The organism is Roseburia sp. 499, from assembly GCF_001940225.2.
Taxonomy (GTDB): domain Bacteria; phylum Bacillota; class Clostridia; order Lachnospirales; family Lachnospiraceae; genus Petralouisia.
Map to the genome: position 1 here is coordinate 2,229,815 of NZ_CP135164.1, position 12,113 is coordinate 2,241,927.

The 12,113-nt window shown below is 38.1% G+C and carries 9 protein-coding genes; 1 reads left to right on the plus strand and 8 read right to left on the minus strand.

Annotated elements, in window-relative coordinates:
- Nucleotides 1-250: 250 nt before the first annotated feature.
- Genes BIV20_RS11005 through BIV20_RS11020 form a run of 4 tightly spaced genes read right to left on the minus strand, consistent with a single transcriptional unit; the run spans nucleotide 251 to nucleotide 4,760 of the window.
- Nucleotides 251-1,345 carry a DUF6709 family protein gene (locus tag BIV20_RS11005; protein WP_075720780.1) on the minus strand — a complete coding sequence of 365 codons (1,095 nt, stop codon included), beginning with the start codon at nucleotides 1,343-1,345 and terminating at the stop codon, nucleotides 251-253.
- A 14-nt stretch (nucleotides 1,346-1,359) separates the two neighbouring features.
- Nucleotides 1,360-2,001: a DUF5104 domain-containing protein gene (locus BIV20_RS11010; protein ID WP_075720781.1), complete on the minus strand. Its 642-nt coding sequence runs from the start codon at nucleotides 1,999-2,001 to the stop codon at nucleotides 1,360-1,362.
- A 19-nt stretch (nucleotides 2,002-2,020) separates the two neighbouring features.
- Nucleotides 2,021-2,590: a DUF5104 domain-containing protein gene (locus tag BIV20_RS11015; RefSeq protein ID WP_075720782.1), complete on the minus strand. Its 570-nt coding sequence runs from the start codon at nucleotides 2,588-2,590 to the stop codon at nucleotides 2,021-2,023.
- Complete coding sequence (locus BIV20_RS11020) at nucleotides 2,556-4,760, minus strand: RHS repeat-associated core domain-containing protein (protein WP_075720783.1); 2,205 nt, start codon at nucleotides 4,758-4,760, stop codon at nucleotides 2,556-2,558. The genes BIV20_RS11015 and BIV20_RS11020 overlap by 35 nt, the downstream gene beginning before the upstream one ends.
- Nucleotides 4,761-4,965: 205 nt before the next feature.
- Between BIV20_RS11020 and BIV20_RS11025 the strand changes: the two genes are divergently transcribed.
- The gene (locus BIV20_RS11025; protein WP_075718328.1) at nucleotides 4,966-6,456 is read left to right on the plus strand and encodes a hypothetical protein; all 1,491 of its coding nucleotides are present in this window, start codon (nucleotides 4,966-4,968) and stop codon (nucleotides 6,454-6,456) included.
- Nucleotides 6,457-6,699: 243 nt separating this feature from the next.
- Here BIV20_RS11025 and BIV20_RS11030 read toward each other — a convergent pair whose 3' ends face one another.
- The 4 genes from BIV20_RS11030 to BIV20_RS11045 form a co-directional block, all read right to left on the minus strand.
- Complete coding sequence (locus tag BIV20_RS11030) at nucleotides 6,700-8,022, minus strand: transposase family protein (RefSeq protein WP_075719895.1); 1,323 nt, start codon at nucleotides 8,020-8,022, stop codon at nucleotides 6,700-6,702.
- A gap of 204 nt (nucleotides 8,023-8,226) precedes the next feature.
- Nucleotides 8,227-11,436 (minus strand): DUF6531 domain-containing protein, encoded by a 3,210-nt coding sequence (locus BIV20_RS11035; RefSeq protein WP_075720785.1) that lies wholly within the window; start codon nucleotides 11,434-11,436, stop codon nucleotides 8,227-8,229.
- Between the two features lie 25 nt (nucleotides 11,437-11,461).
- Nucleotides 11,462-11,800 (minus strand): hypothetical protein, encoded by a 339-nt coding sequence (locus tag BIV20_RS11040; protein WP_075720786.1) that lies wholly within the window; start codon nucleotides 11,798-11,800, stop codon nucleotides 11,462-11,464.
- Between the two features lie 13 nt (nucleotides 11,801-11,813).
- Complete coding sequence (locus BIV20_RS11045; protein ID WP_075720787.1) at nucleotides 11,814-12,107, minus strand: hypothetical protein; 294 nt, start codon at nucleotides 12,105-12,107, stop codon at nucleotides 11,814-11,816.
- Nucleotides 12,108-12,113: the final 6 nt, after the last annotated feature.

The window sequence follows — 12,113 nt, forward strand, 5'->3', positions numbered from 1 at the left end:
GGGACGAAGGCTTATGCTCCGCGTTGCCACCCAAATTGCCACATTTCTGCGACCACTCGACAGTATGTTAAGGAATACCACCCCGTGGTTCTTCACCACTGACTCTGAAAGTGGAAAGATTGTATTCTGTACCGATTCACACCCCCATCGGCTCTCTGTTACAGCATTTCAATCGTAGCTTTCATCAAACGTCACTTTTTATTCTTCGCTTATTATAACGCGATTATTCTTGAGGTGCAAGCACTTTTTCTTAATTATATGTCGGATTATCTAATGTCTGTTCCTGATAAATCCCATTTCTTCTTTCTGCAACCGTCTCTATCATTGCCTGTCGATTCTGATTAAATGCATTATTTAACTGATCATCATACCCTACAAACAGATAAGGCAATACATTAGCAATATGTTCCAAAGCAGCTTCCGACTTTTTCTTATTCTTCATCATCACTTCAGTTCTGCTACCATCAGCATTTGCCAGTATGATAGAATATGTCTTACATACCGGAATCAAATTAACAGAATGTCTTACCACATGCTGATATGCCCAGATAATACTTTTTGTTTCACCAAAAATTGCCCTATTCCCTTTTGCAGAAAGATAAAATTCCGGTGAAATGCGAATTCCACAAACCTCAGGTGTCATTTCATAAAAACGCTCTAATCTTTCTTTCATTACTTCCGGATTACCAGATGCTTCGCAGTACTTTCTGATATTTTTCATATAATTCCCTTTAATTCCCCATATCAGCCAAATAATACCAATAACAAAGCATACTGCAGCAATTACCAGCATAATCACAAATTCACCCTTATTAGACTCACCAATATACCCAACCTTCAAGACATATGGCAAAAATAATTCCTTTTCTTCTTCTGTCCATTCCAATTCATCAACATATTGGTTATAATACATTGCTTCTTCTCCTGTTAAGGGTAGAATTGTACCGGTTACGTGAATGGTCTCAATCTGGTCTAATGCTCCTATATCGCCTTCCATATAATCCCATGTAGCATTCATATTATCGTCCGCTGTTGAAATATCAGACCCGTTCATAGCAACGCCCATATACTCTTCTTCCCCTATCGGGATAAAATATTCCTTTTCATCAACCTTACTATTTTTCGTAGAGTAAGTATAATAATCATAAAGGACTTCAATATCTGCATCCACCCGCATAGGAGTTGTAATCTCATCCACCTTTAATTCATCCAAATTTTTCTTAGGTGCTAACAAGACCTTAATGTCACCAATTTTTATTGCAAGAAACACCATACCTATAACAAACATAAAAATTGAAACCACTAAGTGCTTAACCAAATATTTTTTCTTTAGTTCTTGAAACATTTTTATCCTCCCTATCATTTCCAAATTCCATAACATGATAACAATTGTTTCTCTTGCTTGTCAATCACATAATGCTTTTCCTGGGGCTCTAGTACATAAATTCCCGGTTCATCATCCTCATTTCTCCACTTAAATCCTTCTGGTTTTGCTTCTTCTGTCATGACTTCTATCAGATATAATCCTACTTTATCCGGTTCTTCATCATACTTCGGAATAGTTATAACTCTTACCTGATACTCTTGCCCATCATTTTCTAATGTATAACCACTATCTAATATCCAAATCCCATAATTTTTCCCACCTTCTGCACTATAAAGTTCTCCTTCTCTTTTACTATCACTCCCTTGATAAAATTCCAATAGTTTCTCACTTTTTTCATCCAAATTCTCCGCATGTTCCAAAGCATATGGCGAAAATAACTCTTTCAAAGCTTCCTTATCCTGCTTTTCTAATGCATCCACAATAGATTGCATCATTTTCTCTCCCATATCTTCGTCTTCTCTTATGACCTTTGCTCTATATTCTTCAGCACTTTTAGAATTACAACCTAAAAGATTGAAAATCAACACACTGCCTATCAGTAGCAATGTTATCCCCTTTTTTTCTCTATGCAATTTCTTACCACTGATAATTTGCAACCATATTTTCTTCTTCAAAACTTTCTCCGCTCCTCGCTTACCAGTGCTTCTCCTGTGGTTCTAGCACATATATTCCCGGTTCATCATCCTCATTTCTCCACTTAAATCCTTCTGGTTCTGCTTCTTCTGTCATAACTTCTATCAGATATAGCCCCTCTTTTTCTGGCTCTTCATCATTTTGTGGTATTACTATGAATCTCACTTCATAGTTCTTTTCCTCACCCGTCACATCATAAGTTCCTCGCAATATTACTGTTATATCCCCGTAATTTCTCGCGCCTCCCATACTACAATTTCCTTCATATCCGCTTTCATTTCCCGGATAAAAATCCATCAATTCAGCTATCTTTTCATCTATGTTTTCCATATGTTCTAATGCATATGGAGAAAATAAATCTTTCAGTTTTTCTGCATCTTTTGCTTTAAGCGCATTCATAATAGACTGCATGGTCTCATCCGACTGTTCTTGATATGTTTCCTCCTCCTTTCCCATACGCTCCAATCGGTTACTAGGTGCGCAACCTGATATGTTTATCAATATCATACACGCTAACAATACTACTACCATTTTCTTACCACTGATAATTTGCAACCATATTTTCTTCATCAAAACACCATCCTTCTTCATTTTCATATTCTGCAAAAAATGCTTCCCATAATTCCGGTTCCTTTGAAAAATCAATGCTTCCATATACAGCCAGTTCACTTGCATTTCTATCCTGATATTTGGGGGCTGGATTGAATCCGGTAATCCACCATTGTGGGGCATCCGGATTATATTCAAATATCATCTGTCCGGTTCTTTTATCATAAAGAGACAGTGTCATGTGCAGATTAGTATCTGTAGCACAGTTTTTGTGGAATCCATCTCCATAATAGATTCCTGTCTCGCATCCTGCTCCCAGATTCAAATAATCTCCCTTCCACATCCAAATAGTATAGGTTGTTCCATCTTTAACAGTAAACGGATACATTTGCGGTTCCATTGACGTAGCTGCATCAAAGACATAATCATAAAAACTATTATATCCAAAATACTGCTGCCAACAATCCCTGTCAGAATGATATACTCCATCATCCGTTCTGGTAAAGGAAAAAACATCCAAAAATGCTTCTCCAATAGGAGTCATTGAACCAATTGCCATAAAATCACTTATATCCAGTCCAAAAAATATATCTTTCTCTATTCCTTCACGCACTGTTCCGACAATCTCTCTGCCGCTCTCTGCAATTTTCCCTTGTATTTCACCGGAAATATAATTCTCCCACACAAACTCAGCACCATTAAAGAAACTGGTTGTAGCTGTAATAGCCACCTCACCTGCTGCCGTAGCTGCATCTTCTAACCAATCACCAACTACCTCTCTTCCGGTTTCCACTGCTTCTGTAATCTCTTCCCAGCTTGGGAAAGCACCATCGCGGTCTGCAAAGTTTAATGGACGGTTCCAGCAATAGCTATATTCATTCAGTGTGTAAGGTGCTTTCTGTACCCCTTTCACAATATCCCTTGCCGTAAATCTTCCTGTTTGTGGCATATATTCTCGTGCTTGCGCAAAGTATGTGTCCGCTACCGTATCCCGATAAAATCCCACATATCCAAAAGGCTGAACCTGTTCTTTTTTCTTTTGCAAATCATTTCCAAATTCATCAAAAACATAGCTTTCCTTAATGTTTCCTTCTGCTTCCAGATAACGCAGTGGACTGCCTTGCTCATCCAACATATAATAATGCACGCCTTCCTTATTGGTTTCTCCTATTACACTGCCATCCCATAGAAACTGACGCATATTGTCTTTTTCTACCTGCTGCAACAGATTATGATAGCGTCTGGTCTGATCTAAGACAAATTCAATGCTTCTGACTGGATTTTCCACTTCTAAAATCCCCGGTAGTCCTTCATTTGTAAATGATATTCCTTCAAACATCTGTTGCCCTACTCTTTTTCCAAGTCCATTGTAGTTATAAACAGACATTCTTCCTGCATCATCTGCTGCCCGGTACATATGATTTCTGCAATCGTACTCATAGATATGTTTACATGCATTATTTTCCAATATCTGAACTAAATTTCCTCGCTTATCATAAGAATAATCTGTAACCTGTTCTTCATTTACAGAACGCATCAGCTGATTTGCTTCATTATAGAAATAATCTGTTCTAGTCTGCTCATCTTCCATAAAGCTACGATTTCCAAAGGTATCATAACCATAACTACGTAACATTGCACCATCTTTTTGCACACCAACTAAGCGATTCAATGCATCATAGTCATAACGATACACACCACTTTCTGTCTGAAGCCCTCTTCGCTGCCGTTTTATTTCTATTTTATTGCCTACTGAATCATACTGATACTCAATGCCTTCCAGAAGTCCTTCTTTATCCCAGTGGGTAAGACTTTCCAGTGCACCCGTTATACCATAGGTATAATTTGTCCGCATAGCATTCGGGAACAATTTCTCACTTAATCTGCCATTTTCATCATAAGCATAGCTAAATTCGCCACTTTCATCCCGTAGAGAAATTAATCGTCTCCACTGGTCATAGCCATACTCCACTTTTTTTCCTCCCGGATACTGCATGGCAACACACTGTCCCAACTCGTTACGGGAGTAAACAACTTCTCTGCCTTTCTGGTCTGTGACCTTCTCAGCCCTTCCCAGCTCATCAACCTCTATGGTGGTGATTCCAAGCCAGTCACTAATCTCTACCAACTGCTTTAACGGATTATAGCTTAGTTTCACTGAATTTCCATCAGCATATTGAATTCCGGACAACTGACCTCCTTTTGTATAGCATAATCTCTCGGAATCTTTAAGCCAGTAAATATAAGGCTTAAAGATTCCTTTTTTTATAAAATCCCCCACTTTTTTGTCAAAAACACTTGACAATCGCATCAAAAAATGCGGCGCTTCGCGCCTATTGATTAATAAGAACCGTCGTTTGCGGCGGCAATCATTTTTCGATATGGAGGCGATTTTTATGTTACCTGTTAACTGTGGCAGTCATACTGACTACCAAAACTTTGTTGTTACTAATCTTCGTAAATATTATCCTAACCCTGATGTTCTTGCTCGTTCAACTTGGGATATCATTGAACGTTTCTGGAACCTTGATTTATCTGAAACCGATGTTATTCTGGCTGATAAATATTCCAAATTCGGACCTGCTCCAAGAACTCCATCCTGCATGCAGCGTTCCTATCTTTTATCCATCGATTTTAAAGTTACTTCCTTAACAGAATGGGCTGCTCAGCTTAAAATCAATCCTCTTTATGCCATTCTTAGCGGATTTGAAGTAAGCAACACTCCTGGTGTTGGAACTTTTTATGATTTCATTAACCGTTGTCTGTGGGACTCCGATGATAGTCATATGTCTTCTCATATCCATCCCCTTAAGACAAAGGTTAAAAAACCTAAATCTAAAGGAACAAAAGCGGATTCTGTAGAAAAAGTTACCGTTGCTGAACTCCTTCCCGAGTTAGAAAACACGGAGTTTCATCTGGATGATCAGCCTTATGCTTCTCTGTTTAAAATCTATAAAAAAGAATTCCTTGATAGTTCTGTCGATAAAGGACTTATTCATAAAAATGCTTTAGCACTTGCCGGAGATGGAACTCCTGTTGTCACTTCACACAGAGAACGTAAGCATCGTGTCTGCAAATGCAAAGAAAACGGTATTACTGACTGCAAATGTGACCGTTACTTTTCCCAGCCCGACTGCGATATCGGATGGGATTCATCTCGTGATTGTTTTTATCATGGGTATGACTTATACATGCTTGTCGACGCTGAAAGCGACTTGCCTGTATTTCCTCACTATTCCTGTGCCTCCAAGCATGATTCACATGGATTTTTACATGCTTTTTTCAGAATGAAATCATTCCTGCCAGACTATAAAATCTCAAAGGTACTATTAGATTCTGCCCATGATGCCATGCCTTATTATCAATACTTTCAGCGTGAAAATATCACGCCTTTTATCGATCTTAACGGCAAAGGTGGCAGACCACCTGTCTATAAAAACGACTTTACCATTGATAAGGATGGTGTACCAATCTGTCCATGTGGTTTTCGTATGCGCCGTGATGGTATTGAAATTTCAAAAGGCAGAATGAAATTCAAGTGTCCAAAAATCAGCAGGAAAAATGGTTGTATTTCCTGCACCTGCGATAATCCGTGCTCTGATGCCAAATATGGGCGTACCGTTCATTTGGTAATGAATGATAACCCAAGATTATTTAATAATCCACCAAGAAGCAGCAATGAATGGAAGCTGGAGTATAACGCAAGAACATCTGCGGAACGTTCAAATAAACGTGAGAAATTAGACTTTAAATTAGAAGACGGCAGACACCGCTCAACAAAGATGTGGTACTGCCGACTCTATCACATCCTGATGCTACAACATCTGGATGCATGGGATTTGCCATTTGAATCTACCCTCAGAAAGTTGATTTTGAATGCAGCATAATCCTATTGTCTATAATACCACTTTTTGAAACATAGTGAAAGCTATGTTTATTTCTCGTCAGCATTGAAAGGTAAATTTGTTTTATAGCCTACCATTTCCGTAAAATGCTTATCTTCGACATTTCGTGTGAAAATGTCTTAAGTTATCCACATTGCATACTTACACAAATTCCTGTCAAAAAAAATTGTGAATAAATTTTGCATTTTCCTCTTGGCAGGCATCACCTTCTTTGCTACAATTAATTCAGTTTTGAACTGAGTTATTCAGTTGAACTGGTATATCTTCTGTTTCTGTTAGTTGCCGTCCAAAGCTGGCTAACAATTCAGGAGATATATTTTTTTGCAGCTTTTTTATTCCATTTTTTTCAAGATAGAAATACTCATATAGCTGCTTCACAAAATCCGCTATCTGTTCCATCAGATAGTGATTCTTCTGTGCCCGCTCATTCCAACTACATGCGTGCTCTATATCTCCCTGCCAATGCTTCTGGCGGTTAAATCCCTGATTTTCTATTTTCCATCTGTTACGTCCGGCACGTACGATTTTTTTTGCATTACTTTTCGTAATCTCGATGCTTGTAATCCAGGCAAACTCTCTTTCTTTCTCTTCACCTTTTACAATCCACCTTTCCCGATAATAGATTAGATTCACGTCAAAGTCATTGAACATGATTTTATTCTGATACTCTATATCAGTTCCAATTGTTTCTTTTTCCGGAAGTGCACGGTATTCTTTAGCTATTGATGAAGCGCAGCCTTCTTTATATCGGATAATGTAATCCCAATGATAATCTTTACATATCTGTAAAACTGTTTTTGTAACATACAGTCCATCTGCCGTAATGATAATTGGCAGCCTCGGGAATTTCTGTTTGATTTTGGCAGCAAGTCTTACAAAAGCTTTACTTTCGCAATCCTGTTTTACTGCTTCATCACTTTGATTTATATATTTCTCCGAATTTTCTATTGTTTCTGATGCAATACTGCATACAAGATTTTCTCCAAAGTATATTTTTGCCTCAAGTATGCTTCTGTGATACTTAATGTACTCTTTATCTGAGCCTCTGTTGTAACACCGGCTCAGATAATGCTCATTCTTCTTTTGGTATCCTTCGTCCAATTCGGTTGCATCTACAATAATCTGCCATTTCTTTAACACCTTGGCATTATCAAAGGTCTTTCGACGAATCATGGAATATACGATATTCTGCTGAACATTCTCTAACTCCCTTGGATCTAATCTTTCCAGAAATTCATTTTCTGTCACACCATGGGGCATATAATCTTTTACTTCTTCTCCCATGAATCTGTATAAATTTCTGCAGATTTTCTCATCATTAAAGGTTCTTGTCATTTCCTGCATGCTCGAAATCCCTGCAATACTTTTATAGTACATAGTTCCAAGCATGACTCTTGAAGAATAATCAATGTAACTCTGATTACGGGGATCTTTTACTCTGCCGAACATCGAAAATAGTTCCGGACAAAATCTGTTCTGAATCTTATTACATTCAGCAATGGGATTGTTTTCAAGTTTCTTTCTGATTCTTTCCTGCTCTCGGCTCATTTTGCACCTCTGCGATAAAGTTTTTCTTCTATTTTACCTTATTACAGAGAAAACCACAGTAATTTCATATGATTTAGTGCGAATTATTTTTACCTTTCAATGCTGATTTCTCGTGCGATTTTTTCGTTCCACATATAATATTTACTTTTCAAAGTACAATGCCGGGTTTCCGCCGGCATGAACACTCAGGATTCCGAGAGTTCATTAGCTATACTTTGTGACGAAGCCTTCTTTATCCTGTTTTTCAATCATACGTCCTTTGTTGTCATATTCATAATGTTCTTCTCTTCCCAGAGCATCTACAGTTGTTTCTACCTGACCCAAAACATCACGTTTGTATTGCATAAAATACAGGTTTTTATTATCTTCATTCAGTTTACATGCCTCTGACAGTTCTTTTTCCTCACCATATTGTGAAATTTCTGACAAACTGCCCATTTCATCATAATTATATTCCGTACAGTTTCCCAAGGCATCTATCACGCGTATCAAACGTCCTGCCGGCGAATAAAAATATTGTGTCGTATTTCCATTGGCATCTGTCGCAGAACTTACATGTCCGGTTAAATCATAGGTATAATTCTTTTTCTGCCCCTCGCTACTTTCAATCTGTATGATTCTATTCATGGAATCATAGGTATAATAAAAAGTATATCCTTTCTGATTCCTGCTACTCTTTACATTACGATTTGTATCATAAGTGTAACTTACATAGGTTCCGTCAGCATAAGTAATCTTTTCCAACAATCCACCGGGCAGATAATCGTAAATCGTCTCCCTATCTGCCGGGTCAATAATCTTGCTGATTTTTCCCATGGAATTATATTGATATGTAGTTTTATTTCCTCTGGCATCTATCACACCGATTCGCTGCCCTGCTTTGTCATACACGTTTCTCCGCACATTTCCCATGGCATCAATAGTCTTTATCTTCTGTCCAAACTGATTGTACGCCATATGACTAACTGCTCCATCAGCATCTGTTAAGGCAATCAGGCGATTCAGGGCATCATATTCCATCTTTACAACTCCGCCATCTGAGTCCTTGACTTTTGTACGGTTCCCATTCTGGTCATATTCATATTGTACTTCTGCACCTTTTGCATTGATGACACGTTCCAGATGATTCAGCTTGTCATAAACAAATCTTGTTTTTCCACCATTTGCTGCTGTCCGGCAAGTCATATTCCACATTTTATCATATTCATATAAAGTAACATTGCCTTCCTGGTCAATTACCTTACATGGTTTATTGATTTCATTATATTCACATTGCAGCCGACTTCCGTCAAAATCTTCAACACAAGTTATTTTTCCACTCTCGTTATAATAAATGTGCTTTGTATTTCCTTCTGCATTTGTTACCGCAATAATATTTCCCCGGCGATTATAGGCATATTCCGTACGATTGCCGTTTCCGTCAATAGTCGCAGTTACCTGTCCTAACATATCATACTCATACTGAGTCTCACCACCCAGGGGTCCACGAATAGAACTGATATTACCATGTTCATCATATCTTAATGCTATGATACTTCCATCCGGCTGCTTCAGTTCTATTGGTTTTCCATTCTTATTGTAAGATACTACAATTTCCCTTCCAAGAGCGTCTTTTCTACGAACCAGATTTCCTCTTAAATCATACTGGTTGCGTAAGAATTCTTCTCCACATATCTTGATTCCGGTCATCAGTTTCATGGCATTATATGTCATTTCCATTTTTTCTCCCATAGGATTTTCCACCATGGTTAGATTTCCGGCATCATCATAATCGTAAGTCGTCTTATTTCCTTTTTTATCTATAATCTGCGTCTTTTGATTCTGGTCATTATAAGCATATTGTATTCGCCCATCTGAAAATACTGTCTCTACACTTCGGAAACGTTCATCATGAATATAATCAATTTCATTTCCATTCTGCTCCGTTACATGTATCTTTCTGGAATTATCATCATACTCCAGCCGCATCTGCCCACCATCCGGATAGAACTGTTTTGTTACACGCCCCTCGGCATCATATTCATTCCGAATACTCTCAATATTTCTGGCATTGGTAACTCCACATATATTTCCGGCGCTGTCATATTTATATTGAAATGTATGATTTTCTTCATCTCTTACTTGTGTCAGACATCCATCTTTATAAGAAAGGCTCACAGCGCGTCCTGTTCCATCTGATACTTCTGACATAAGCCCTTCCTCACCATATCGATAAAACAACGCTTCTCCCGATATACTTTTTGCCTCTTTCAGTCTTCCCTCTGCGTCATAAGAAAACTTCAGCCAGTTATCATTACGGTCTTCTACTCTGGTATTTTTTCCTTGAGAATCAAAAACATATTTTATCCCAAGATCTGTCTTATAAACCATGCCCTCAGATGTTTCCATTAGAATTTCCCGTTTTCCAAGCAAATGAGAATACTGTCCATTTTCTTCTTTCAGGAAGGTCTCTTCCCTGCCATCTGACCAATGTAGCACAACTCTCTGTTGTTCTTTTCTCAGATAAATTTGATAATTATGTACCCATCCTTTTCCCAACACACTGCTTTGCTGTTCCATAGAATTATAAAACATTACAAACTCTAATGGATAGAGCCCTTTTTGTCTCAAATATTCCCGATGAAAAATAAAATTTCCGGTAGCAAGATTAATTGGGTCACCACCATACTCACAACTATTCAGATTCAGTCCCTTTAACATTCTAATTAACTCTTTTAGAATGTTGTTCATGTTAAAGTCGCCACATGCAATAGAAAGTCGATTCAGTAAGGAACTAACACTGTTAGACCAACCTTCCGGCATCTGTAGCTGTTCCATCTGCGCCACCATTACGTTCTCTAATTCTTCCACATTATTCTGATAGGAATCCATCGCCCTTTGTAGTTCCTGAAGCATCTGCTGCACTTCATGAATCTTACCAATCGCACTACTGATTTGTGTTCCTATAGAAAATCCGGAATAACATAACTGTCCATCTAAATTACTTAATGCCGTTAATTGTTCTGCGTAGCCCTCATATTTTCCGACCAAGTTTTGACATAACCGGCACATTTCCGTCTTGCCACTCCAATCCAGACTGACTGTGGCAGTTCCGCTACTGTTCCCTGCACTACCACCCACATAACTTGCCATAGAGCTTGCCTGGCTGTCTAACGACTCCACTCTCGGCATAATCTGTCCTTGCAACGTACTATGCATCTTATTTAAATTTTCAAGATACTTTTGAAAATTATCTCGCCATTCGAATGTATTTTCCTGGAATTTTCTTGCAGACTTTCCTGACCAGTGATAACCTGTCAATTCTGTATTCGTTCGCAAAATTTTTATCTTCAGTGCATTAATTTGTTGTATCGACTGCTCCAATTTGTTGATTGTCTCCTGGAGCACAGACATGTCAATAGAAAATTTCTTCATTTTTCTCCCCCTTATTTCTTATTTCTTATTTCTTATTTCTTCTCTCTTCTTGCTTTCTGTGATAATCCCTATCTTCACTTTTCATACATCTATAGGTATTTTCCAAACGACTTTTTTCACCTATACAATCACTCAACATCTGACTTCGTAAATTACTGATAGGATGATTCAATTTCTGTTCACTTGATGTAAGTTCGCCAATGTTTTGCGGTGTAATAGATACACCGCTCACATCGGCAAGATTATTTAATTCGGTATTTATACTGGTATCTTCCTGTTCCAACTGTGTCAATCGACTAATCATTTGACCCAAAGTTGAAATATCTCGACTACATCTACTCATTTCAGAGCAACGACAACTCATTTTTTACCCCTCCTTATTTTTCTTCAATGGCTTGTTTTAAAGTCTTATCGGCATCTTTAAATGTTCTTTCTGCAAATGACGTTTCTCGTTTCAAGTTATCTAATGTCAACTGTGCCATTAACATCTCGCATAAGAGTTCATTGCTTCCTTGCCGGAAAGCATCTCCACTCTTTCCCTTCCAGCTACTTTTCATTGCTCCAAACACACTCTTCTGTGTACCGTAAATCTCTTGCAATTCTGCAACTGCTGACTTTTGAAGTGCCTTTGCCTTCTGAACTCCAATGTCCTTTAGCTTAATTTCACTCATTGCTTT

Coding starts and splice junctions, on each gene's coding strand:
- BIV20_RS11005 (WP_075720780.1), bottom strand. CDS start 1,345: ATGTTTCAAGAACTAAAGAAAAAATATTTGGTTAAGCACTTAGTGGTT.
- BIV20_RS11015 (WP_075720782.1), bottom strand. CDS start 2,590: ATGAAGAAAATATGGTTGCAAATTATCAGTGGTAAGAAAATGGTAGTA.
- BIV20_RS11025 (WP_075718328.1), top strand. CDS start 4,966: ATGTTACCTGTTAACTGTGGCAGTCATACTGACTACCAAAACTTTGTT.
- BIV20_RS11030 (WP_075719895.1), bottom strand. CDS start 8,022: ATGAGCCGAGAGCAGGAAAGAATCAGAAAGAAACTTGAAAACAATCCC.
- BIV20_RS11035 (WP_075720785.1), bottom strand. CDS start 11,436: ATGAAGAAATTTTCTATTGACATGTCTGTGCTCCAGGAGACAATCAAC.
- BIV20_RS11040 (WP_075720786.1), bottom strand. CDS start 11,800: ATGAGTTGTCGTTGCTCTGAAATGAGTAGATGTAGTCGAGATATTTCA.
- BIV20_RS11045 (WP_075720787.1), bottom strand. CDS start 12,107: ATGAGTGAAATTAAGCTAAAGGACATTGGAGTTCAGAAGGCAAAGGCA.